The organism is Undibacterium sp. Ji83W (assembly GCF_049340385.1).
Lineage (GTDB): Bacteria > Pseudomonadota > Gammaproteobacteria > Burkholderiales > Burkholderiaceae_D > Undibacterium.
Window position 1 is genome coordinate 234,392 of the sequence record NZ_JBMPOZ010000008.1, and the last position, 24,741, is coordinate 259,132.

22 protein-coding genes are annotated in these 24,741 nt (G+C 51.3%); 9 read left to right on the top strand and 13 right to left on the bottom strand.

Translation table 11 applies throughout. The features are described 5' to 3' along the window. Window positions 1–5: 5 nt before the first annotated feature. The 8 genes from cobO to ACO0LD_RS15675 all read left to right on the top strand — a co-directional run bounded on the left by cobO (window position 6) and on the right by ACO0LD_RS15675 (window position 7,744). Window positions 6–644 (top strand): cob(I)yrinic acid a,c-diamide adenosyltransferase, encoded by a 639-nt coding sequence (gene cobO, locus ACO0LD_RS15640; RefSeq protein ID WP_423008377.1) that lies wholly within the window; start codon window positions 6–8, stop codon window positions 642–644. Beyond that, the gene (locus ACO0LD_RS15645) at window positions 638–1,951 is read left to right on the top strand and encodes a cobyrinate a,c-diamide synthase (protein ID WP_423008379.1); all 1,314 of its coding nucleotides are present in this window, start codon (window positions 638–640) and stop codon (window positions 1,949–1,951) included. Before cobO ends, ACO0LD_RS15645 begins: the two co-directional genes overlap by 7 nt. Next, window positions 1,948–2,526: a bifunctional adenosylcobinamide kinase/adenosylcobinamide-phosphate guanylyltransferase gene (cobU, locus tag ACO0LD_RS15650; RefSeq protein ID WP_423008381.1), complete on the top strand. Its 579-nt coding sequence runs from the start codon at window positions 1,948–1,950 to the stop codon at window positions 2,524–2,526. The genes ACO0LD_RS15645 and cobU overlap by 4 nt, the downstream gene beginning before the upstream one ends. After that, window positions 2,520–3,473, top strand: coding sequence for an adenosylcobinamide-phosphate synthase CbiB (gene cbiB / locus ACO0LD_RS15655; RefSeq protein WP_423008383.1), 954 nt, complete (start codon window positions 2,520–2,522; stop codon window positions 3,471–3,473). Before cobU ends, cbiB begins: the two co-directional genes overlap by 7 nt. Then, window positions 3,466–4,473, top strand: coding sequence for a threonine-phosphate decarboxylase CobD (gene cobD / locus ACO0LD_RS15660; RefSeq protein ID WP_423008385.1), 1,008 nt, complete (start codon window positions 3,466–3,468; stop codon window positions 4,471–4,473). Before cbiB ends, cobD begins: the two co-directional genes overlap by 8 nt. A 91-nt stretch (window positions 4,474–4,564) precedes the next feature. Next, window positions 4,565–5,482: a cobalamin-binding protein gene (locus ACO0LD_RS15665; protein ID WP_423008387.1), complete on the top strand. Its 918-nt coding sequence runs from the start codon at window positions 4,565–4,567 to the stop codon at window positions 5,480–5,482. Beyond that, window positions 5,479–6,288 carry a cobalamin-binding protein gene (locus ACO0LD_RS15670; protein WP_423008389.1) on the top strand — a complete coding sequence of 270 codons (810 nt, stop codon included), beginning with the start codon at window positions 5,479–5,481 and terminating at the stop codon, window positions 6,286–6,288. The genes ACO0LD_RS15665 and ACO0LD_RS15670 overlap by 4 nt, the downstream gene beginning before the upstream one ends. Window positions 6,289–6,304: 16 nt before the next feature. Then, window positions 6,305–7,744, top strand: a complete 1,440-nt coding sequence (locus ACO0LD_RS15675) for a cobyric acid synthase (RefSeq protein ID WP_423008391.1) — start codon at window positions 6,305–6,307, stop codon at window positions 7,742–7,744. Here the strand turns inward: ACO0LD_RS15675 and ACO0LD_RS15680 are convergent. Next, window positions 7,741–8,148 carry a hypothetical protein gene (locus ACO0LD_RS15680; RefSeq protein WP_423008393.1) on the bottom strand — a complete coding sequence of 136 codons (408 nt, stop codon included), beginning with the start codon at window positions 8,146–8,148 and terminating at the stop codon, window positions 7,741–7,743. The genes ACO0LD_RS15675 and ACO0LD_RS15680 overlap by 4 nt on opposite strands. Before the next feature lie 398 nt (window positions 8,149–8,546). Between ACO0LD_RS15680 and ACO0LD_RS15685 the strand changes: the two genes are divergently transcribed. Then, window positions 8,547–10,181, top strand: coding sequence for a DUF342 domain-containing protein (locus tag ACO0LD_RS15685; RefSeq protein WP_423008395.1), 1,635 nt, complete (start codon window positions 8,547–8,549; stop codon window positions 10,179–10,181). 50 nt (window positions 10,182–10,231) lie between these two features. On the opposite strand, the gene ACO0LD_RS15690 is transcribed toward ACO0LD_RS15685, so the two are convergent. From ACO0LD_RS15690 to ACO0LD_RS15745, 12 genes are all read right to left on the bottom strand, one after another. Then, window positions 10,232–10,924, bottom strand: a complete 693-nt coding sequence (locus ACO0LD_RS15690) for a tetratricopeptide repeat protein (protein ID WP_423008397.1) — start codon at window positions 10,922–10,924, stop codon at window positions 10,232–10,234. 43 nt (window positions 10,925–10,967) lie between these two features. Next, window positions 10,968–11,624: a hypothetical protein gene (locus ACO0LD_RS15695; RefSeq protein WP_423008399.1), complete on the bottom strand. Its 657-nt coding sequence runs from the start codon at window positions 11,622–11,624 to the stop codon at window positions 10,968–10,970. Between the two features lie 29 nt (window positions 11,625–11,653). Then, on the bottom strand, window positions 11,654–12,292 hold the full coding sequence (locus ACO0LD_RS15700; RefSeq protein WP_423008401.1) for a CatA-like O-acetyltransferase: 639 nt from the start codon (window positions 12,290–12,292) through the stop codon (window positions 11,654–11,656). 82 nt (window positions 12,293–12,374) lie between these two features. Beyond that, window positions 12,375–13,310, bottom strand: a complete 936-nt coding sequence (gene tal, locus ACO0LD_RS15705) for a transaldolase (protein ID WP_423008403.1) — start codon at window positions 13,308–13,310, stop codon at window positions 12,375–12,377. A gap of 33 nt (window positions 13,311–13,343) precedes the next feature. Beyond that, window positions 13,344–14,402, bottom strand: coding sequence for a selenide, water dikinase SelD (gene selD / locus ACO0LD_RS15710; RefSeq protein WP_423008405.1), 1,059 nt, complete (start codon window positions 14,400–14,402; stop codon window positions 13,344–13,346). A 275-nt stretch (window positions 14,403–14,677) separates the two neighbouring features. Further along, window positions 14,678–16,141: a DEAD/DEAH box helicase gene (locus ACO0LD_RS15715; RefSeq protein WP_423008407.1), complete on the bottom strand. Its 1,464-nt coding sequence runs from the start codon at window positions 16,139–16,141 to the stop codon at window positions 14,678–14,680. Window positions 16,142–16,559: 418 nt separating this feature from the next. Further along, complete coding sequence (gene bcsZ / locus ACO0LD_RS15720; protein ID WP_423008409.1) at window positions 16,560–17,732, bottom strand: cellulose synthase complex periplasmic endoglucanase BcsZ; 1,173 nt, start codon at window positions 17,730–17,732, stop codon at window positions 16,560–16,562. Window positions 17,733–17,823: 91 nt separating this feature from the next. Then, window positions 17,824–18,618 (bottom strand): enoyl-ACP reductase FabI, encoded by a 795-nt coding sequence (gene fabI / locus ACO0LD_RS15725; protein ID WP_110257315.1) that lies wholly within the window; start codon window positions 18,616–18,618, stop codon window positions 17,824–17,826. Window positions 18,619–18,974: 356 nt separating this feature from the next. Beyond that, on the bottom strand, window positions 18,975–20,297 hold the full coding sequence (locus ACO0LD_RS15730) for a TldD/PmbA family protein (protein ID WP_423008411.1): 1,323 nt from the start codon (window positions 20,295–20,297) through the stop codon (window positions 18,975–18,977). Then, on the bottom strand, window positions 20,297–21,694 hold the full coding sequence (locus ACO0LD_RS15735; RefSeq protein ID WP_423008434.1) for a TldD/PmbA family protein: 1,398 nt from the start codon (window positions 21,692–21,694) through the stop codon (window positions 20,297–20,299). The genes ACO0LD_RS15730 and ACO0LD_RS15735 overlap by 1 nt, the downstream gene beginning before the upstream one ends. A 215-nt stretch (window positions 21,695–21,909) precedes the next feature. Beyond that, on the bottom strand, window positions 21,910–23,610 hold the full coding sequence (locus ACO0LD_RS15740; RefSeq protein ID WP_423008413.1) for an ABC transporter ATP-binding protein: 1,701 nt from the start codon (window positions 23,608–23,610) through the stop codon (window positions 21,910–21,912). 9 nt (window positions 23,611–23,619) lie between these two features. Continuing rightward, complete coding sequence (locus tag ACO0LD_RS15745) at window positions 23,620–24,735, bottom strand: ABC transporter permease (RefSeq protein ID WP_423008415.1); 1,116 nt, start codon at window positions 24,733–24,735, stop codon at window positions 23,620–23,622. Window positions 24,736–24,741 lie beyond the last annotated feature (6 nt).

Below are 24,741 nucleotides of genomic sequence, written 5' to 3' on the forward strand. Positions count from 1 at the left end.
CCACCATGACAAGTGCATTGCCTCCCAAGCCAGATACCGAGACTGACAATATCAACACCCGTCATGAGCGTCGCATGCAGCGCAAAAAAGCGATGATGGATGAAAAGATAGAGCAGGCACAACGCAAGACTGGCGTCTTGCTGGTGCATACCGGCAATGGCAAGGGTAAAAGCTCCAGTGCATTTGGCATGGTCATGCGCGCCATGGGACATGGCATGAAGGTAGGCGTAGTGCAGTTCATCAAGGGCGCAATGTCCACAGGAGAAGAAATTTTCTTGCGCCGCTTTCCAGATGAAGTCGAATTCCATGCCATGGGCGAAGGCTATACCTGGGTCACGCAAAACCGTGAACGCGATATGGAAAAAGCCGCTGCGGCATGGGAGCAGGCAAAACGCTTTTTGACTGACCCTACCATAGGTCTGGTCGTGCTCGATGAACTCAATATCGCTCTCAAATACCATTACCTGGATTTGCAGATGGTCATTGATGATCTCGATGGCCGGCCAGAAATGCAGCACGTTGCCGTCACCGGTCGTGGTGCCTTGCCAGAGATTATCGAGATTGCTGATACAGTCACAGAAATGAATCTCATCAAGCATGCTTTCAAAGAAGGCATCGTGGCACAGGCGGGTGTGGAATGGTAAGGCCCAGCGCCAAGGTCGTACTGATCTCGGCCATCGCATCTGGTCAGGGTAAAACCACGACGACGGCAGCACTGGCCCGCAAACTCGTCAAACTCGGCAGGACAGTGCGCGTATTTAAAACCGGGCCAGACTTTATCGACCCCATGATGCTGGAACGTGCTTGCGGTTCTGCCGTACATTCGCTGGATTTGTGGATGGTAGGGCAGGCAGATTCTGAAGGCATGCTGGCGCGCGCAGCGCTGGATACCGACGTCATCCTCATCGAAGGCGTCATGGGCCTTTATGACGGCAACCCCTCATCGGCTGATCTGGCGCGTACCTTTGGCGTGCCTGTCGTGGCTGTGCTTGATGCCTCTGCCATGGCCCAGACTGTCGGCGCACTGGCCATGGGTTTGCGTGATTTTGGGCCAGTGCATCTGGCTGGTGTCATCGCCAATCGCATTGCATCTGAAGGTCATGCCAATATGGTGGCGGCTGCCATGCGCGATATACCCTTGCTCGGCAGCTTGCGTCGGCAGGAAGAAGCCTTGCCAGAGCGCCACCTGGGGCTGGTCTTGCCACAAGAAGTGGATCGCATTGAAGCCATACTTGATGCCATGGCCGACAGCCTGGAACTGGACATGCAAGCCTGGGATGCCTTGCCGGATACCAGTTTTGAATTGCGCGAACATGCATCACAGCATGTATCTCAGTCAGCCGCAAATCTGGCAGGCAAGACCATCGCCATTGCGCGTGACGCTGCGTTTGCTTTTATCTATCCAGCTAATATTGAATGCCTGATCGGGCTGGGGGCGGAACTGGTTTTCTTTTCACCTTTGGCAGATGAAGCGATACCGCCGCAGGCAGATGCTCTGTACCTGCCCGGTGGTTATCCTGAATTGCATGCGGACACACTGACGCAGGCCAGCAACTGGCTGACGTCGCTGCACGCTGCCCATGAGCGAGGCATGCCGATATTGGCGGAATGCGGCGGCATGATGGCAATTACCGAAGGCCTGGTGGATCAACAGGAAAAAAGCTGGTCCATGGCTGGCATATTGTCAGGTAAAGTTATCATGCAAAAACGGCTGGCAGCACTGGGCGCACAAGCCCTGGCAACACCGCAGGGGGAATTGCGCGGCCACACCTTTCATTACTCACGCTTTGAAACCACATTGACTGCTAGCAGCCATACCATCAAGCATTCTACCCAACAGCATGGCGAAGCTATTTACCGCGTTGGTAATGTGAGTGCTTCTTATTTTCATGCCTACTTTGCATCCAATCCAGCTGCAACGGCAGCATTGTTCTCAAGAGATGTAATATGAAATCCGCACACAGTACCAACCTTATTTTTGGTGGTGCACGTTCGGGCAAGAGCGCCTTTGCCGAACAACTGGCAAGCAGACTCAGTGACGGTAAACAACAGGTGCTTTACCTGGCAACTGCCAAGGCAGGCGATGCTGAAATGCAGGAACGCATTGCCCACCACCGTGCACGCCGCCCAGCAGATTGGGGTACGCTGGAACAAAGTCTGGAACTGGGCGCAACCATCATGGCGCATAGCCGCGCAGATAATATTATCCTCGTCGATTGCCTGACAGTCTGGCTGTCGAATCTGCTGTTTTCAGAAACGACAGACTTTCCTGAAGTGGGCCATATCAATCCACCTGCGCAGTTTGCTTTACAGCGTCAGGCTTTCCTTGATGCATTGGCACAGGCCCCTGGGCAAATCATTCTTGTGTCCAATGAAGTCGGCATGGGCATCGTCCCCATGGGAGCAGTGTCGCGCTGGTTTGTCGATGAAGCGGGGCGACTGAATCAGGCCGTAGCAGCCGTCGCAGATAATGTGGTCTGGGTTGCTGCCGGTTTGCCGCTGTATTTTAAAGGCCAGCCATGCTGATGCAAGATGGCCTGGTCATGGTGTTATGCCTGCTGCTGGGCATCTTGCTGGACCTGGGGCTGGGTGAAGTGCGCAAATTTCATCCTCTGGTGGGTTTTGGTAATCTGGCAAATGCCATAGAGCGACTATTGAACAAGCCAGCAGCCAGCCGCTGGACCGGTGCCTTGGCCTGGTGTCTGACGGTCTTGCCGCTCGTCGCATTAAGTGCGCTCGCGCTAGTGCTTGCACAATATTTCAGACTGTGGCTGGCCGCTATATTGCACATTGTATTGCTGTATTTTTGTCTGGGTTTGCGCAGCCTGCATGAGCATAATGCTGCCATCGCTACTGCTTTACAGGCGGGTAATTTGCCAGAGGCGAGAAAGCGCACTTCGTATATCGTCAGTCGCGATACAGAGGATGCGGACGAAGCTTACCTGGCCAAGGCCAGTGTTGAATCCGTGCTCGAAAATGGCTGCGATGCTGTCTTTGCCACCTTATTCTGGTTCATCTTGCTGGGTGGCCCTGGTGCAGTCTTGTACCGCCTCGTGAATACTTTAGATGCCATGTGGGGTTATCGCTCCACGCGCTTTCTGCGCTTTGGTTGTGTTGCAGCACGCATTGATGATGTCATGAACTGGATACCTGCGCGCCTGACTGCATGCACCTATGCCACATTGGGCAAGACCCGCCTGGCATGGCAATGCTGGCAGCGTCAGGCACCTGGCTGGCCCAGCCCGAATGCCGGGCCGGTGATGGCTGCAGGTGCAGGTGCGCTAGGTTTGGCGCTGGGTGGCGCGGCTAGCTACGACGGTGTGGCAGAAATTCGCCCACCGCTGGGTGAAGGTGATGCAGCAAAGGCCACGGATATTCTGCGTGCCCTGCGTCTGGTAGAAACTGGTGCTGCCTTGTGGTGTGGCATAGCCTTGCTGGCCGCCTTATTTTTGAGTGGAGTCATCCATGCTTGAGCACGGTGGCAACCTGCGCGATGCGGTGCGCCATTTTGGACGTCCGCTGGAAGACTGGCTGGACTTATCGACAGGCATCAATCCTCATTTTTATCCTGCGCCACAACTGGCAGCAAATGCCTGGCATCGATTGCCTGAATATTCTGATGAACTGGTAAAAGCGGCACGGGCTTATTATCGCGCACCACAGATGCTGGCGGTGGCAGGTTCGCAGGCAGTGATACAGGCCTTGCCACGCTTGCGAACAATTGCGCGGGTTGTTGTGTCGGCCCCCAGTTATGCTGAACATGCTTACCAATGGCGGCAAGCTGGGCATGCGGTGACAGAATGTGTATATGCAGAACTGGATGCATCTGTCGAACAGGCAGATGTTGTGGTGCTGTGTAATCCAAATAATCCTACCGGTGAATTTATCCCGGCAGCTCAGCTTTTGCGCTGGGCCGCTCAACTGGCAGAGCGTGGTGGCTGGCTGGTGGTTGATGAAGCCTTTGCTGATACTGTGCGAGATATCAGTGTAGCGGGCCATGCAGACCAGTCTGGTTTGATCGTCTTGTGCTCAGTAGGCAAGTTCTTTGGACTGGCTGGTATACGTCTGGGTTTTGTGGCTGCTGAAAAAAATCTGCTACAGCAATTGGCAAATTATCTTGGCCCCTGGAGCGTCAGCGGACCTGCCCAGCAAATTGCTATTGCTGCTTTGAATGATCAGCAATGGCAAATGCAGACTTCGCAACGCTTGCAGCAAGAAGGCGAACGACTACGCCAGCTTTTGAAGGCGCACGACATACGTTCATCAGGGACTGATTTGTTCCAGTGGTGCAGTCATCAAGACTTGAACAATAAATCGGAACAGTTGTGGCAGTTCATGGCAGAACGCGGCATCTGGCTGCGCTGGTTTGCCCAAGGGCCACACAGGCCGCATGGCTTGCGTTTTGGTTTGCCGGGGAGTGAGGCGGGGTGGTTGCGGCTGGAACTTGGCCTCAATGAGTGGTTAAAAGCTTAAAACCGCTCACCACAGAGACACAGAGACACAGAGCAAGCACAGAGAGAATACAGAGAAGTATGTTGCTTTATATTTTGAATATGGGGAGTTTATGTCCAAGCTTTTAAACTTTGTGACTGCTATGGGATTTGTTGTATCGGGCGGTCATTCGCACGCAGCTATTACAGTGACTGACGATATGGGCAATCAAGTTACCCTGACGAAGCCTGCACAGCGGATTATCAGTTTGTCACCCCATGTGACGGAAATGATTTATGTCGCAGGGGCGGGTGACAGGATTATTGGTACGGTCAAATATAGTGATTACCCGGCTGCGGCAAAAAATATTCCGCGTGTTGGTGACAACCGTCAACTGGATATTGAACGCATCCTGGCGATGAAACCTGATTTGCTCATCGTATGGATGCATGGGGCATACGAGCGCCAGCTGGAGATGTTGCACAATTCCGGCATTCCCTACTTTTTCAGTGAACCGCACAAGCTCGACAACGTGGCAGAAACTTTGCTCAAGTTCGGTAGTCTGTTTGGTACAGAAAAACAGGCCCAGGTAGCAGCGGCAGAATTCAGGCAGCAAGTACAGCAACTGAACAGCCAGTACCAGGGTAAAAGCAAGGTCAAGACCTTTTACCAGGTATGGGGCAAACCACTCTATACATTGAATGACAGCCACATCGTCAGCGATGCTATCCGCATTTGCGGTGGTGAAAATATTTTTGGTAAATTAGCCACTACCGCACCCGTCGTCGGCACAGAAGCAGTCTTGCAGGAAAACCCTGAAGTCATCATCACTGGTGACAGCAAAACCCAGGCAGTGAGTGGTGTTGAGCAATGGAAAACTTTCCCTACTTTGCTGGCGACAAAAAACAATAATCTGATATCCATCGAAGGTGATCTGGTTAACCGCTCTGGTCCGCGTATTATCGAAGGTGCCAAGCTGATATGCCAGGCACTGGAGCAAGCCAGACAAAAACGCGATAAAACCGTGGCATCGCCACAAGGGAAAAAATGAATTCAGTCAGCCTGTATCAACGCATTGCCTGCCTGTCCACCGAAGCTGTGGAAGTCTTGTACGCCCTGGGGGCAGAAGACTATGTGGTTGGCATCTCTGGCTACACCACCAGACCGGCTCGCGCCCGTGATGAGAAACCCAAGGTCAGTGGTTTTTCTTCGGCACAGATAGACCGTATCCTGGCAGTCAAGCCTGATCTGGTTGTTGCCTATTCAAATATGCAGTCAGAAATTTCGCGTGAACTCATCAGTGCAGGTATAGAAGTACACGCCTTCAATCAGCGCGATGTTGCCGGTATTTTGCATATGATCAGGGTGTTGGCAAACCTGGTCGGCAAGCAGGAGCAGGGTGTAGCATTGATTGCAGAATTGCAGTCACAGATCGATACTGTCAAACAGCAAAGCGCAGGCTGGACACGCAGGCCAAAAATTTATTTTGAAGAATGGAATGATCCGCTGATGTCCTGCATAGGCTGGGTGTCAGAACTGATCTACATTGCTGGTGGTGAGGATGCTTTTGCTGATCTGGCGCAGCATCATAGCGCCAGGGAGCGCATTATTGCCGACCCGGCAGAAATCATACGGCGTGCGCCAGATATCATCATCGGTTCCTGGTGTGGCAAGAAGTTCCGGCCTGACAGCGTGATTGCCCGCGACGGCTGGGATCATATTCCTGCAGTAAGAAATGGCAGAGTGCTGGAAATAAAATCAGCAGACATACTTTCACCCGGCCCATCAGCGATACAACATGGTTTGGTGCAATTGCATATACTAATCGCTGAATGGCAGTCCGCACAAAACTCTTGAACAAGAATTTTATTCCATGAAAATATCCACGCTGATGGTACAAGGTACGACTTCCGACGCTGGCAAAAGCACGGTGGTCGCCGCCCTGTGTCGTTTGTTGTATCGCCAGGGCGTGCACGTCGTCCCCATGAAGCCGCAAAACATGGCGCTCAACAGCGCCGTGACCATTGACGGCGGCGAGATAGGCCGCGCCCAGGCCTTGCAGGCGCTGGCTGCGGGCTTGCCTGCGCATACTGATATGAACCCGGTTTTGCTGAAACCTTCTTCCGATACTGGCGCGCAAGTCATCATCCATGGCAAGGTCAGGGCAGACATGGATGCGCGTGATTACCATCAGTACAAAACCGTTGCCATGGGGGCCGTGCTGGAATCCTATGAACGCCTGCAACAGCAATATGAGGCGATTATTGTTGAAGGTGCGGGCAGCCCGGCAGAAGTGAACTTGCGTGACCGCGATATCGCCAACATGGGTTTTGCTGAAGCCGTCGATTGCCCCGTCATCCTGGTGGCCGATATAGACCGCGGTGGCGTGTTTGCCCATTTCGTCGGCACCCTGGATTGTCTTTCTGAGTCAGAGCAAAAACGCATCATAGGCTTTGTCATCAACCGCTTTCGCGGTGATATCCGTTTGCTGGAACCTGGTCTCGAATGGCTGGAGCAAAAAACCGGTAAACCTGTATTGGCAGTCCTGCCTTACCTGCATGGCCTGCAACTGGATGCTGAAGACGCAATACAGTCCAGCCAGGGCAATGCAGGCAAGTTCCGCATCATCGTGCCTGCCATACCACGCATATCTAACCATACAGACTTCGATGCACTGCGTGCCCACCCTGATGTTGATCTGCAATTCATAGGCCCGGACAGGGCGATACCAGCCGCTGACCTGATCATCCTGCCCGGTAGTAAAAACACCCGCGCCGACCTGGCGTTCTTGCAGGCGCAGGGCTGGCAGCCTGTGCTGGAAAAACACCTGCGCTATAGCGGTAAAGTCATCGGTATTTGCGGCGGTTATCAAATGCTGGGCCAGGTTATCAGCGACCCACATGGTGTAGAGGGAAAGGCCGGTGATTCTGATGGACTGGGCCTGCTCGACATTACCACCGAACTGACGCAAGAAAAACGCCTGCAGCAGGTGACAGGTGTTTGCGCATTCAACTCTAGCACGGCGCAAGTAACTGGCTATGAAATCCATATGGGCGTCACCTATGCCAGCAATGACACGCAACCAGTATTCAAGATCAATGGTGAAGACGAAGGTGCACGCTCACCCGATGACCTGATACTCGGCACCTACCTGCACGGCCTGTTCGACCACCCCGAAGCCTGCGCTGCCTTGCTGGCCTGGGCGGGACTGGAAAGCGAGCATAAGGTCGATCTGGCAGCTTTGCGTGAACTTAGCCTGAACCGGGTGGCAGATGCCTGCGAGCCGCTGCTTGATGCCTTGCAACGCCTTTAATCAGCTCCTGCCTGTTTTTGTACTGGCAGTAATTGCGCAATACCAAAAGCAATCTCAAATACGGTGAACGCCAATATGATCTGGCTCGCTCCATGAGCAACCGCATACAACTGCCACATGCTGAACAGGATGCGTCCGGCAGCATCATAGCGGCCATATTCCATGCGCGTGTCACGCAGGCGCAATATTGCCCAGATGGTGACAATAGACCCCAGCAGGTTCGCCATCAGGACATGGGCCGCAGCGAAGGCTGGGAATTCGCCCGCGATACCCAGGCTGCTATTGAGTTGCGACAGGCTTTGATGAACGAGTGCAAAGCTCCACGGCGTAGCAAAGCCTATAGTGACGATCAGGTCATACCAGGCGCTGGCGCGCACGATGCGCAGGTAGTTTTTCAGTTGCATGAGTCTCTCCAGGATTAAGAGAGACCATGCTAAACCTTGGACTAAAGACCAAGGTCAAGTTTTGCAGATAAAACCTGACACTCTCCTTTTCTTCACTCTGAATGCGCTTGAGATCATATTCGCCGAATAAAAATATCAATGTAGCAATGACGCGACCATAAAGGCCTAATGAAAACAAGCGTGGATACAAACATTAATACATACGCAAGATCTTAGACTCAGACTTTATTGGTATTTAAAATACACAAATAATGGAGTTTGATTGGCTTTACCCATGTTTTAGAATTCACGCCTATTTATGAAATGAGTTCTAGCCTTGTACTTGCTGTCGTGGCATGCTTGTATCCCGGCAAGCAAGTAAATATTCTGGGCACAGATGTCAATGTAAAGGAAGCATATTGAGTGAATCGCTTTCTAATTCGATAATATTATCGTTTTTTATTGAAGAACCCGACGGCATACTGTATGCGCAGTATGCTCCGGCAGAGACTGCCGCAGCCCCTGATTTGAGCGGCCTGGAAAATGCTCTGCAAGAAAGCGAATATGCTGGCTGCAGCATCGATAATTCTGCTTTGCTGGCTTTCGTCAAACTTTGTCGCGACAGCAAAGAAACACAAAAATTGCAAATAGGCCAGCGCAAGGATGCTGAGTTCATTCTGAGTCTTGCAGATGATTTATTGTCCGCCAGCCTGACCCTGATCCCGGCTATGGGGGGCAAGCCAGTAGGCACTGCAGTAAATGATGCCTTGCGTGAACAGGGCATTATTCATGGGATATTGCATACGGAACTGGATGCAGCCTTAGCTGCTGGTATATGTGAAAACTTGCTGATTGCGAAGGGTGACGTCCCTCGCCAGGGAGTTGCAGGCCGCCTGGAGCCATTGTTCGGCACACACAAAAGCGAAATTACTCAAAGGGATGAACTGGCCGTCATCAAGTTCCGCGAGCTTAGCCATTTACTCCTGGTTCATGTCGGCGATGAATTGATGCGTCGCATACCGCCAGTGCAAGGCAAGTTTGGCATGAATATCAGAGGCCAGGTGGTGCTGGCCAAGCCGCTGCCTGACATGGCTTTTGGTGCCAACCTGCAAGGTGCTGCACCATCGGCAACCAACCCTGATTTGTTGATGGCGACCAATGCAGGTCAACCTGTTGTTGTTGACGATGGCGTTATCGTTAACCCAGTGCTGCAAGTGCCGGACGTGGATTTAAGTACCGGCAATATCAGTTTCGAAGGCACCATTCATGTCGATGGAGATATCAAGGCGGGGATGATTTTGAATGTGACGGGAGATGTCATCGTCAATGGACTGGTTGAGGCCGCAGATATTATTGCCGGTGGCAATGTCGCTGTGAAAGGTGGCATCATCGGTTTGGCAGAAAGAAAACCGGGTACACAAAATCTCAGCGGCACCACTTCACGCATCAAATGTGGTGGTTCGGTGCAAGCCCTGTTTGCTGAAAATGCCCACATTGAAGCTGGCGACAGCATACAGCTGGAACAAAATGCCCGGCAGTGTGAGCTGATTGCCAGAAAAGAGATTATTGTTGGCAAGCCGGGTTCCAATGTAGGCAATATCCTTGGTGGCAAAACACAGGCGGCACTGGTGGTGAGTGCCGTGTCTCTTGGTTCTGCTGCTGGTACACGCACACAAATCCAGGTGGGTTTTGACCCATACAGGGATGCGCAAATTCATGACACGCAATATCAGATAGGGCGCAAGGCTAGTGAACTGGATCAACTAATCAAGTTGCAAGCTTTCTTCGCCACTAACCCACAAAAGGCAGCAGGCGGCGTTGGTGAAAAGGTCGAAGCCAAGCGCCTGCATTTGCTGGAAGAACTGGACGCTCTGGAAAAAGAACTCGATGATATGGAAGCCGAGCAGGAACTGATAGACAAGGCCAGCGTGAAAATCATCAAGAAAATTCACGAAGGTGTGGAGATACAGATAGGCAGGCAAAAATGGCAAGTCAAGGAAGACTCCGGCCCTGGCAATTATCAAATACATGACGGGCATATTGCCATCATCTGAACTGTATAGACTGGTAAAAAAACTGAGGATGAAGGGCGAAGCCGCCAGGCTTATTCGGCAGTTTTCCGGGGTTTCCAGTCTTTCGCCAATGCCTGCGCTTCTATAACTTCTTCCTTGCTCATTTTAGCGGCCACATATTTTCTGAAGACTTCGCTGTCGTCATAGTCGCCCGCCAGAATCAGCCATTTATAAGCTTCGACAAGGTTTGCTGTGACGCCGCGGCCCTTCAGGTAAAGCAAGCCTAACTGATACTTCGCGCTGGCATTGCTTTGATTGGCGGCTTGCTGGAATAACTCCCTGGCCTTGTTGTAATCGCGTGGCGCGCCGGTACCCGTCACATACAAAATACCCAGGCTATATTGGGCATCGGCATAGCCCTGGTCAGCGGCTTTCCTGAACCATGAAGCAGCGATGCCATGGTTCGCCAGCATGCCTTTGCCTTTTGCATACATGCGTCCTATATTGACTTGCGCTTTGACATTGCCTTTGCTGGCAGATTGTTCAAACCAGTTAAGTGCCTGTTTGTAGTCTTGCGCCACGCCTTCGCCATTTAAAAACATCAGGCCCAGATTGAACTGGGCATCAGCATTGCCTTTGGCTGCTGCAGCCTTGAATGATTCAAGCGCAGAACTAAAATCACCTTGTTCGTAATAACTGACGCCATCGCTGAAATCATCAGCGCATGCGTTGCCAGTTGCCAGCATGCAGGCCAGTATGACGATGGCTGGATTAAATTTACGCATGATGTGATCCCTTGAAGGTAATTCGCCTTGCTTTCTTAATTTCTTAATTCGCTGGTTTAAGAACCCAGTCACTATTGCTTTGCTTGATGTGCAGCTTTGCTTTTTTAAAAGGTATTTGCATGTCGATGTTACCTTGCATCTGACTATGCAAACACAGGCCCTCTTTATCAGGTTCAGTATAGCGTGTACTGAAGTCGGCATCTGCATAAAGCGCAATGTGTATGGCAGTATCCATTTTGACCATGCAAGTTGTATCAGGATTGATCCACATTTTGATGCTGACTTTTTTCCCCAAGCCGCCTTCACTGAGCTGAAATACGGCAAGATTTCTACCGTCGACTGTCTCGTTTGCCAACTGCTTAGGCTTGATCTCTCCATCAAACAGACTGGATTTCATTTTGTCTAACGCCATCAGCATTTTATTGATTCCATCGACTGATTTTTTTTGATCGCTTAAAGCTTGCCAGTTATTGTCGGTACTAATGTTCGTGTAGGCAGGGTCCTGTTTTTCCCAGCCGCTTAAACTGGATTTTACATAACTGGTCTTGCCAGGCTGATCTTTGCGTTCAGTGTCAAGCTGGGTTCGTATTTCTTTTGGCGCCCACAGGTTCGCAGCTTTAAATTGCGATAAGCTTTTGTTCCAGAGCGTATCAGTGTCTGCTGCAGCGCTTGTACTGAGAACACTGACCAGGCTGAACAACAGAGTTTTATGCATGGATGCGATCATGTTTATTTGGGTTTGCCAGACAAGCCAGCTTCCAGAGTCTCAACAAATTGATGCACATGGTAGGCGTCGACCAAGCCATGGTGCACAAAAATTGCGATTGGCAGCATCAAGCGCTGATGCTGTTTGAAAAACTTGCCAACCGAGATTTTTGGCACGCTATCCTTGCGGTCATATTGCCGGGCATGTGTCAGGCCGGTGAAGCTGATCCAGGGGATAGCAGAGAAATGGATCACGTCCTCGCGCGCGCATTCATCATTAAAGCAAAGGCCGCTACTGCTCTTGATTTTATCCATGGCGATATTGGCACCAGCGGCGAAAGCGGCGAAATCTTCTTCATAATAGATAGGACAAAAACCGAAAGTATGATCAGCGCGCTGTACAGTGGCATTCGCGTGTATCACGTCATAATCAAACACCTTGCCATCTTCGATGCGGTAGCGCATGGCGTCGGTGAGAGTGACCGCGCGTAATACCTGATGCAGATAAAACAGGAAGAAGGAGTGTTGCCCATCCTTGCAATGCTGATAGGCCCAGGTGCAATCCACATTCAGGTTCAAACCGTGAAAGGGTTCATCCATTTGGGAAAAGAAGGCGTAATGCTCATGCCGGTTCCATGTTGCAATGTCTAACTGCTTTTTCATGACTAGCTAATAAAAAATGATAAGGGGCAGAAAAATCTGCCCCTTATCATAACTTGTTTTAATTGTGCTGATTTGTCTTTGCTCAACGCATTGCAGCAATCATCTTTTCCAGCTTGACCGTATCGGCACAGAAGGCTCGTATGCCTTCTGACAGTTTCTCTGTCGCCATCGCATCTTCATTCAACTCAAGGCGGAAAGTCTTTTCATCCATGCTGACCTTTTGCAGGTCAGAAGAAGCTGCCAGTTCCTTGCTCAGTTTTTGCGTGACATTGCTAGTGCTGTCGCTGAGTTTTTGCAAGAGATCGGGGCTGATGGTCAGCAAGTCGCAGCCAGCCAGTTCCAGAATTTGCGAAGTATTGCGGAAGCTGGCACCCATGACTTCAGTGTTGTAGCCAAACTTGCGGTAGTAAGTATAGATTTTCTTGACGGACAATACGCCTGGGTCATCTGCACCAAATATTTCCTGGCCGGTCTTGTTTTTGTACCAGTCATAGATGCGGCCAACGAAAGGTGAGATCAGTTGCGCACCTGCTTCAGCACAGGCAATTGCTTGTGCCAGGCAGAACAGCAAAGTCATATTGCAGCGTATGCCTTCTTTTTCCAATACTTCGGCAGCACGTATGCCTTCCCAGGTCGAGGCTATCTTGATCAGGATGCGGTCACGTGGTATGCCTACAGCTTCATACATGGCGATCAGTTGACGGCCTTTGGCAATGGTGCCAGCTGTATCAAAGGACAGGCGGGCATCGGTTTCAGTAGAAACGCGGCCAGGGATGACCTTTAAAATTTCCAGGCCAAAAGCAATGAGCAAATGATCAATAGTTTCATCAATCGACTTGCCTGCAGTGTCCTTGACGGCCTTTTCCAGCAAAGGCAGGTATTCCGGCTTTTGCACGGCTTTCAGGATCAGGGATGGATTAGTTGTCGCATCGCGTGGTGCGTAAGCCTGGATAGCCTGGAAATCGCCAGTGTCAGCGACTACAGTGGTGTACTGCTTGAGTTGTTCTAATTGGTTCATGGTATTTGCAAAAGTAGGGGCAAAATCAAAAAATCAGGGCAGGACAGTAATTAAGGGTTCACCTGTAACAATATCACCAATCACAGCTGCTTCCAAGAAGCCACCCTGACGGAAAATTCTTAAAACGTCTTCTACTGCTGCCGGATCGCAGGCAACCAGCAAGCCACCTGAGGTTTGCGGGTCAGTCAATAAGGCTTGCTGGGCAGGGCTTATTTGGGCATCAAGATTGACAGACTCGCCATAGGCTGCCCAGTTGCGGGCGGATGCACCAGTGACATAGCCATCCGTCGCCAGTTGTTCTACGTTCGCCAGCAAGGGTACAGTAGCCATATTCAGACGTGCTGCCAGTCCTGAGCCACGGCAGACTTCCAGTAAGTGCCCAAGCAGGCCAAAGCCCGTGACGTCGGTCATGGCATGCACGCTATCAAGAGCAGACAAGGCCTGGCCTGGTTTGTTCAGCTTAGTCGTGCTGGCGATCATGGTGTCGTAGCCAGTTGCATCCAGCACTTGTTTTTTCAGTGCGGCGGACAAGATACCGACGCCCAGGGACTTGCTGAGTATCAGTCTGTCCCCCGCTTTGGCATCAGCATTGCGTTTAACCTTGGATGGGTGGATCAAGCCCATGACGACCAGGCCATAAATAGGTTCTACAGAGTCGATGGTATGGCCACCGGCTATGGGTATGCCCGCTTCGGCACAAATGCTTTCACCACCCTGGATAATCTTGCCTATGACGTCCAGCGGTAATTGATTGATGGGCATGCCAACCAGGGCCAGCGCCATGATAGGCGTGCCACCCATGGCATAGATATCTGAAATGGCATTGGTGGCAGCGATACGACCAAAATCAAAGGGATCATCCACGATGGGCATGAAAAAATCGGTGGTGGCGATCAGCGCCTGCTCATCATTGAGTTTGTAGACGGCTGCATCATCTGCTGTTTCTATGCCGACCATCAGGGCTGGTGGCACTGGAAAGCCTGAGGATTTCTTTAATATTTCGGCAAGCACGCCAGGCGCAATCTTGCAGCCGCAACCACCGCCATGCGAGAAAGAGGTCAGTCGGACTGGAGCGTCAGTTTCTTTACTCATGAGGCTTATACTTTTGTGTTGGTCAGAAGCTGAGGATTATACGCTGGAGCTACAAGTATAAAAAAAGCGACCACCGAAGTGATCGCTTTTTTATGATATTGCTTATGCAGCAATGTCTATGTTGTTTCTGTTTGCATGGAAACAAACTTTTCTGGAATCGCTGTGTAAGCGTAGCGAGCGGTGTCAGTTTGAGTCGAGAAGCGCAACCGTACTAAAGTACGGTGAGCATCACAGGCTCAAAATGGCGCCGCGCTTAGCTTACACGGTGATTCCAATCAGTAGTCGCCAAATGTACGACGTGCGCCGCTATCGTTAGAACGGTTGCCTTTGTAGCCGCCGCCTTCTTTACGTGGGCCAGCGCTGGTACCAGTCGATGCGCCAGCTGGTTTGCTGAAGCTGCGTTGGCCGGGCTTGTTATTGCCGTAACCGCCACCACCACCTGCGCCAGCGCCTGTTTTACGGGCGTCGCCTGGTTTCCAGCCGTTAGGCTTGCGGGCTGCAGAGCGTGCTGGTGCTGCAGATTTCTTAGGTTCAAAACCTTCGATAACATCGACAGGAATCAATTGCTTGGTAAAGCGTTCGATACGTTTGACGTGCATGCCTTCAGCATGGTTCACCAGAGAAATCGCCAGACCTTTACGACCGGCGCGACCAGTACGGCCAATGCGATGGACATAATCTTCCGGGAATTTAGGCAAATCGTAGTTGAATACATGCGTAATCGCAGGAACGTCAATACCACGGGCTGCCACGTCAGTTGCAACCAGTACACGTACTGTGCCGCGACGCAATGAATCCAGTGTACGGTTACGCGCACCTTGGTGCATGTCGCCATGCAGGGCAGCAGCAGCGAAGCCAGCGATGTTCAGGCGGTCAGCAATGGTGTCTGCGTCACGTTTTGTGGCAGTGAAGACAACAGCCTGGTCAACGGATACGTCGCGCAGCAGATGATCAAGCATGCGGTTTTTGTGGGACAGGTCGTCCACAAAGTGCACGCGCTGCTGGATGTTTTCATGTTTGCTGGCAGAACCGGCGATCTGGATGACCAAAGGCTCAGTCGTGATGCGTTTTGCCATGTTACCGACTACGCCATCCAGTGTTGCAGAGAACAGCATGGTTTGACGTGTAGGAGGTGTGGCAGCAACGATTTTTTCGATATCGTCGATGAAACCCATGTCCAGCATGCGGTCAGCTTCGTCCAGAACCAGCATTTGCAGTTCAGAGAAATCGATCTTGCCAGATTCCATATGGTCGATCAGACGGCCAGGTGTTGCCACCAGGATTTCTGGATTGCGGGACAGCAATTGCATCTGTTTAGGATAAGGCATGCCACCCAGGATGGACACGGCCTTGATACGGCGTGAATAAGCGCTGTATTTGTCAGTCGCTGTAGTGACTTGCAAAGCCAGTTCGCGGGTTGGGGTCAACACCAGCATTTTTGGTTTTGCAGCAACGAAACGTGGTTTGTCGCCACGTGAGCGGGCAGCCTGACGTTCTTGATTAGGGGTTTTGCTGCTGGCAGCGTCATAGCTGACAACTTCAGCAGTAACCAGTTTATGCAAAGCAGGCAGCATGAAAGCGGCAGTTTTGCCGGAGCCGGTCTGGGATGAGACCATCAGGTCACGACCTTCAATCGCGGCAGGGATTGCCTGTTCTTGTACTGAAGTTGGCTTGGTATAGCCAGAGTCAGTCAGAGCGCGGATGATGTTGACGTGTAGACCTAGTGCTTCAAAACTCATGAATTTCTTTCGTGATTGGGACGTTTGCAAAATGCGGCAGCAATGCCAAGCTCACCGGCGATAAGGCCGGTTTGCAGCATGTTTTGCCGGAACGATTGCTTTTGTCCCAGTATAAATTAGCGCGTTGCTAACGAACGCGCGCAACAATGCAGCGCCAACCAAACGAAATGAACACAGAAAATCCAACAAGGGACGACAATGAAATTTCGGCACAAAAGCTTTGCGCCGGGATGATGTCTATGGATTACTACCAGACATGCGAGGCGGGAGGGCTTTTACATGCACCATCCTGAGGATGTGCACAGGCTTGCGATGCTACTTGGTTCTGCGCTGAAATTTATATTGCAGCGCAAAAAACGAAACTATACAGGATTTTTCAGGAAAAAGCAGCCCGTTTCGAAGAAATCTTGCGCTAGCCTCAAAATAAACGCCAGCAAAAGTGTTGCCAGTAAAAGTCAGCTTCACCGCGAGCATCAAAACGGAAGCGCTTTTCTTGCCAGCCCAGGGCGAACAGGGAGAGCACCTGATCATAGTAGGCATCGGCCTTGATGGGTTGCGCTTGCAGGCGTAACTGCTGCTGCACGATGGTTTTTTGTACACCTTGCGCTTGCAGGAAAGGCAGCAGTGCGGCACTAAAACCGCTGGAGCCGGGGCCGTTGATATCACCCGTCAGGATGTCGACATATTCTGGCGGGTAGCCTTTGCTATCCACTAGCTGGGCCATGGGGCGCAGTAATTTCAGCAAATTTGCGCGTTCCGCGTCCTGGCTTGCCATCATGCCAGTCCACAGATAAACCCGTATGGCGTTGTAGGCACCCTGGCCTTTTTCTACGCCCTGGGTATCTGGCAGGAAGCCTTTTTGCGCGTCATAGATAATCCAGTCGGCGGCATAGCCTTTGGGTGCACTGCCTGCAATCAGGCGTACCGATGATGCAATCATGCGCTTCCAGCGCTCATCGCTTTCTTTTTGCTCAAACCAGCGCAGCAAAGGCAGGGGCAGATAGCTGGCATTGAGTTTCCATTGATTATTGGGCAGGTTGAAGCCTGTCGGGGCTGGCAACAGGCTCAAGCCCAGTCCTGGTAACTCTGCCGTTTCTTCATTCAATATTCTTTGTGCCAGCAGACTGGACAGGGCAGCGTAGCGCTTTTCTTTCCAGGCTTCTCCGGCTACACCCAGACTGTAGGCTATCCAGAGATCGGCATCGGATGCTGGATTTTTATCGATGATGCCCCAGCTATTATCTTCACGCTGACCCCATTGCCAGGCTGGCAGGCGGGCAGTCAGGTCACCTGCTGCCAGGTTATTCTCAGTCCAGGTCAGGATACGTTGAAATGTGGTTTTGTCGTTGGCGCTCAGTGCAAAGAACAGGGCATAAGCCTGACCTTCCGAGGTTGTCGGTTTGCGCGCACCACTATGATCAATCACGCGGCCATCATCAGCGACGAAAGTCTTCTTGAATTGTTCCCAGGCTGGCCATGGGTCATTGCAGGATGCTGCGAGGGTGTTGCCGGAAGACGCAAGGAACACGCTGAATATCAGCAGCAATAAAGTGCGTGCAATAGAGAAAGCTTTGTTTGGGATCTTGGGCATGGTAGAGAATGCTTCATTCATGCCAATAGTATAAGGCTAGTACGGGATACATGTGCGAGCATCCCGTACCGTCTCTTAAGTGCCGGACCGGTTACTTGTCGTAAGAGTCTGCGTTCAAGCCCATGACATGCGAGAAGCCGCCATCGACATAAGTGATTTCACCAGTAATGCCGTTTGCCAGTGGTGACAGCAGGAAGGCCGCCGTATTGCCCACGTCTTCGATAGTTACGTTACGGCGCAGAGGTGCGTGCTCGGCAACAAAACCCAGCAATTTGCCAAAGTCCTTGATGCCACTGGCAGCCAGGGTTTTGATAGGACCAGCAGAGATACCATTGACGCGGATGCCTTTTTTACCCAGGTGTTCTGCCAAATAACGTACCGACGCTTCCAAAGAAGCTTTTGCCATGCCCATGGTGTTGTAATGCGGGATGGCACGGATGGCACCCAGGTAAGACAGGGTCAGCAGGGCAGAGTCTTCACGCAAAAGTGGCAGGGCAGCTTTTGCCATTGCCGGGAAGCTGTAGGCAGAAATATCATGCGCAATACGGAAGGCTTCACGGGAGAAACCATCGAGGAATTCACCTGCAATCGCTTCACGCGGTGCAAAGCCGATAGCGTGTACCAGGCCATCAAGTTTGTCCCAGGATTTGCCCAGGTCAGCAAATACTGCTTCAATTTGTTCGTCGCTGGCGACGTCGCAATCAAAGATCAGTTTGCTATCAAATTCAGCCGCAAAATCAGTAATCCTGTCTTTGAAACGTTCGCCTACATAGGTAAATGCCAGTTCAGCGCCCTCGCGTTTGCAAGCCTGGGCAATGCCGTAAGCGATGGAACGGTTGGACAGCAAACCGGTGATCAGAATTTTTTTGCCTTGCAGAAATGCCATGTTAACTCCAGATATGACCGCAATATGCTTAAGGCCCTCATACTGAGCTGCTTTTTGAGCAGCATGATGAAATGAGTTAAAGCCTTATTCTATTGCGCTGTGGGTTTTATTACTTATTGTTTTTACACCAGATTTTGATCGTGATGCGTAACGCTTACATTGCAGCCTTTTCCGCAACAGGTCGGAATTGTAGTTGCTCTCATCGAAACGGGCAAATGCTAAGTTCGCTAATGCTTATCTGCGCAAACCTGAAGATACATAGATCATCATAGTAGCTCTTTGGCTAAATGCGGTATTTAACCTGAATATGCTACAACATCGCCTTTCATGGTCGTAAAATGCGGTTTGTTGCGGCTCTACAGGACAAAACGCATTTCCTTGAGTAGTGCTCCCGGTAAGATCGCTCCACCCGTATGTCGTTCGCCATAAGAGCGGTCATCCATAATGACTTCAGTTTCCTGGCTCAATGCCAGCAAATTTTCTCCCAGCATCTTGAATAAAGAGTCATCAAAACGCATGACGTTTAAGGGCGCAATGATTTCACCATTCTCTACCCAAAAGGTGGCAAAACGAGTCATGCCAGTGATGCGGCAAGTGGCACGATCAGAAAAATTCAGATACCAAAGATTGGCGATGTAAATGCCTGTGCCCAACTCTTTCAATATGTCTGCATTCGCCAGCATGCCAGCCTGCATGACCAGGGATTTTGCTGATTCATCCTCTGTTGCACCATTCGTGGCCAGAGCAAATTCCTTGGCACTGCGTGGCGAAATCATGCTGCCAGTGAGCTTGCCAGCCTGTATCAGGGGGATGACTTCAGGCTTGATGAAGCCTTGCGCCTGAAATCCCGGTTCCAAGCCTGTGCGACTGTCTTCACAAATATCAACCATGGCATGCATGCTGGCCTCACCGGATTGCATACGGCGCAGACAACTATGACGGGTACGCAGGGTTTTTTCGGATAAACCACCCCAGTTCAGCATCATGATCAATTCATTCAATGCAGCCGGGCTCAGGTAGGCCCGGTAATTACCTGCAGCTACCGTGATTGGCGGTCGCGCCAGCAAGGCCAGCTTTTTGCAAGCATCAGCGAATTTATTTAGAAATTCTGCCTCATTCCAGGTAAATCCGGCATAGTTGGATTTGACGGCTTTGTCAGTAGAATGAAATAAGCTCCAGTCAAAATTGACATTGCTGGTCTCATACCAGTTGCGTTGGCCATAAGAATTGGCAAAGCCACGATACTGTGTGCCAGTAGTCAGCAAGCCCACCATGTCCACACCTTTTGCTGCTTCAATTATTTGTTCCAGCATAGTGACTACTGGCGGCAGGGAAGATGGCAGGATTTGGTTAGTGTTATTGACTTCAGTCGCTATCATCAGGTGCGGGTCTGCTGGCAAATCAGCCAACTGCGCGCGCAAATCCTGAATTGCGGTATTGATGGTGGGTAGATCCAGTTCCGTCTTGCCGCTGAGGTTAAAGCTCATGGCTGCATGCGTTTGCCCCTGTATCAATTGCAGGTTCAAAATGATTTGCAAGACATGGCCGGGCTGGCGTATTGCACTGTGATTGAAGCGTACAAAATCGCTGGATTCTGCCGACAGCCAGGTGGTACTTACTTCGTTTGCTGCCAACTGGGTTTCTATATGTGCGGCCAGGGATAAAAAATAGCTGTGCATCAGGCTTCGCCTCCAAATACTTCCACCTGGTCGAATAGACAGGCTGGTGAAGCATGGCCCACGCGTATGACTTGCGATGGCTCGCCTTTGCCGCAGAAAGGGGTGCCCATGACTGCCAGGGTGGATGTATCACCAACCATTTTCAGCGAACGCCAGAAGCTTTCTGATATGCCACGATAATTGGGATTTTTCACCAGTTCCTGCAATTTGCCGTTGCGTATCATTTGTCCATATTCACAACCAAACTGGAATTTATTGCGTGAATCATCAATAGACCAGGACACATTGGTATTCATCAGTACACCATACTCAACACTGGCAATCATCTCATTCAGGCCGCTGTTGCCAGCTTCTATATTCAGGTTGGCCATGCGGTCTATGGCCGGACGGTTCCAGTCGCAGGCGCGTGAATTGGCGACACCTGCCATGCCAGCGCGAGCTTGCGAGAGCGCGCTGCCCAAAGGTTTTTCCAGTATGCCGTTTTTGATAATCCAGGTTTTTTCTGCGGTACTGCCATCATCATCCCAGCCGAAGCTGGCAAATTGCTCGGCGCGGCTGGGGTCATAGGTGACGTTCAGCAATTCAGAGCCATACTGGAAATGTCCAAACATGTCGGGCGTGACAAAACTGGTGCCGGCAAAATTACGTTCGTCACCGAGTATACGGTCCAGTTCCAGCGGGTGTCCTATCGATTCATGGATTTGCAGCATCATCTGTTCTGGCATCAGCAGCAAATCCATGCGGCCACTGGGGCAGTTTGCTGCGTGCAATAACGCCAGTGCCTCATCTGCAATGCGTTTGCCCGCGCCATAAAAGCCGGATTGCTGTAAGACTTCCATGCCACCCTGGCGGCAAAACCCATTGTATTGGCCCCCCAGGCTGCGGGTCTGGGTTTCTGACCCTTCATTGGCGGTGACGCTGAGATTCGGTATCAGGTAGTTGAATTGCTGATGTATGTCAGCACCTGCGCTACTGATAAATAGTTGCTCAGTCTGGGTCACACCTATGGATGCGCTCCAGTCCACGATCTTGTCGCTGAAATGGGATGCGGCGGATTCCTGCATCAGCAAAGCGATCAAGTCTTTTCTCGCCACTATGGAAGCAGGAGGGCTCTGATATGTACCGGACACAATAGCTTGCGGGATCTGGCTGAAATTCGTTACTGTTTTTCCTGTGCTGAGTTTGGCCCAACGCAAAGCATGCTGCAGCGCAGTATGCAAACCGTTCCGTGATAAATCACTGGTCGCAGCATAGCCATACGCACCTTCATGAATGACTGTCAACATGGCACCATGGCTGCGTGCATTGCGCAGCGGCTGCAATACATTTTGTCTGACCAGCAATTCTTCACTGCGCTCATCGACTACGCGCATGGAACAAAAATCCACGGCAGGCATTAATTCGTGGAATGATTTTCTTAATGCTTCCAATCCTGGCTCCAGTGAGGCGGGTGAAATTCCGGTGACTTGCGGGGCAATTGTGCCTATTTCATCACGCAATAGGTAAATGCCATCTTGCCAGTGTTTGCAAGATTGGTCAAAAATATAAGTGTAAGGGGATTTTTCAGACAGGGGGACGGCGAACCGGCAAGCTGCCGGTTCGCTTATGCAACTTAGTGCTGCAGGCCCTTTGGAATGGCGTTCAACAGGGTTTTGGTATATGCCTGGGTAGGGTTCAGATACAGATCATCTGAATTGGCCAGTTCAACGACCTTGCCCTTGTTCATCACCATGACCTGATCGGCAATATATTTGACTACGGCCAGATCATGCGAAATGAAGATGTAGGACAGGCCAAATTCCTCTTGCAAATCTTGTAGCAGATTCAATACCTGCGCCTGCACTGACACGTCCAGTGCTGATACCGATTCATCGCAGACCAGCACTTCCGGTTTCATGGTCAGGCAGCGTGCGATGGCGATACGCTGGCGCTGACCACCAGAAAATTCATGCGGGTAACGGTGGAAGGCGATAGTTGGCAAGCCAACCTTTTCCAGTAATTGATAAGCCATGGCAGAACGCTCGCTGTCATTGGCACCGATATTGTGGATGTGCATGGGCTCCATCAAAATCTGCCCGACAGTAAAGCGTGGGTTCAGCGATGCATACGGGTTCTGGAAAATGATTTGTATGCGGCGCTTGTAGTGATGAAATTCCTTGTTTGACATGGACAGGATGTCCTTGCCTTCAAACAGGGCTTGCCCAGTGGTTGCCTGGTGCAGGCGCATCAATGTCAGGCCAACCGTGGTTTTGCCTGAGCCAGATTCACCCACGACACCCAGGGTCTTGCCACGTGCCAGCTTGAAAGATACGCCTTCGACGGCCTTGAATTCTTTCTTGCCAAAGAAACCTTCGCGTGAATAAAAGCTCTTACCCAGGTCTTTGACTTCCAGCACGATCTCTTCATCGCCTTTAAGACCACGCGGGCGCTGTTTTTGATCGACCAGCGCGCCGTTATTACTCATGAAATCAGCAATCACCGGCAAGCGCCATGGGCGGGTATCCAGCGTCGGGCGACAGTGCAGCAGCGCCTGGGTATAAGTATCTTTTGGGCTTTCAAAGATTTGTTCTACCGTACCCGCTTCGCGAATTTCGCCATTGCGCATGACGATGACATGGTCAGCAATTTCACCTACCAGTGCCAGGTCATGGGTGATGAATAGTACCGACATCTTGTGCTTGATACGCAGCGCATCTATCAAGTCGATGATCTGTTTTTGTATGGTGACATCGAGGGCCGTGGTCGGTTCATCAGCGATCAGCAATTTAGGTTCGCAGGCAATCGCCATGGCGATCATGACCCTTTGTTGCTGCCCGCCAGACATCTGGCTGGGGTAGGCATCAATCTTGTTTTTTGGGTCCGGGATGCCTACTTCTTCCAGTAATTCTATAGAGCGCTGGCGTGCTTGTTTGGCATCCATGCCCATGTGCAGGCGCAAGACTTCAGCGATCTGGAAGCCTACAGTAAACACAGGGTTCAGCGATGTCATCGGTTCCTGGAAAATCATGGAGATTTCCTTGCCGCACAGGTCACGTCTTTCAGCGATGCTGAGTTCCAGCAGGCTACGGCCTTCAAAAATGATCCTGCTGTCAGCGGCAATGCTGGAGGTATCTGGCGGCAACAAGCCCATCACGGCCAAGGAACTGACTGATTTGCCACTGCCTGATTCACCGACCAGGGCAACGGTGGAATTGCGCGGTATTTCAAAGGAGATACCCTTGACCGTTTCCACGCTGTCTTTTTTATTGACGCGGAAAGACACGCGCAGGTTTTCTACTTTCAGCAAAGCTTGATTTGTGTTGTCTTGACTCATGATCTGTCCTTATTTCAACTTGGGGTCAAGCGCATCGCGCAAGGCATCGGTGAACAATGAGAAGGCTGTCACCAGCACGGCCATCGCTGCGGTTGCGGCAACCAGTTGCCACCATTTACCCAAAATCAATTCATTCTGGGCTTCATTGAGCATACTGCCCCAGGACACCACACCAACCGGCACGCCAAAGCCCAGGAAACTCAGGATAACTTCGGACTTGATAAACCCGACGACAAGGATGGATACCTGAACCAGCGCCACATGGCTGACATTCGGGAAGATATGCACAAACATCTTGCGCCAGTGCGAAGCACCAATGGCATCTGCCGCCCATACATATTCACGCGCCTTGTGCTTCATGTATTCAGCGCGGATCAGGCGGAAAGGCCCGGTCCAGCCAGTGAAAGCCAGGATCAGGATGATGGTGGTCACACCCTTTTGCTGCAATACAGCCGCGACTGAAAGTATCAGCAACAGGTAAGGTATGGAAGTGAAAATGCTATAAAACCAGTTGAAGAAGTCATCAACTTTCCCGCCAAAATAACCAGCCAGTGCGCCAAACATGGTGCCCAGTAAGGTCGCCAGGAAAGCTGCGACCAGGCCAACCACGATGGAAGTCTCTGCGCCCTTGATGGTTTTCTTGATGATGTCATGTCCCCATTTGTCCGCACCAAAGGGCAGGGTAGTCAGACGTTCACCCACCACAGCCTTGCCAGACTTGGCAAGCTCAGCGCGGATTTCTGTCATTTCCTTTGCCAGCGGGTCAGGAATGCCATAGTCGTTGACGATGACGGCCTGATCAGCATCTGGTTGCTTACGCAATTCACGGATAATGTCTGCCAAAGGGTCAAGTGGATTTTCTGGCGGTGGCGCTTCTACTTCGGCTTTAGCTGCTACGCCGGTATCGGCACCAATAAAGCCTGGTGGCGCATAACTTACTCCGCTCTCCTGCTCCCAGTCAGATGCGATGATGCCAGTCGCAGACAGTATCAGCGTCAATAAAAACGCAGCCACGATTGCCAAGGCAATCATGGCGACCTTGTCGGCACGCAAACGGCGCCAGGCCAGTGCCCACAGTCCGGGTGAAACTGTTTGTACAGTTGGATTTGTGATAGTCGTGCTCATGAATGA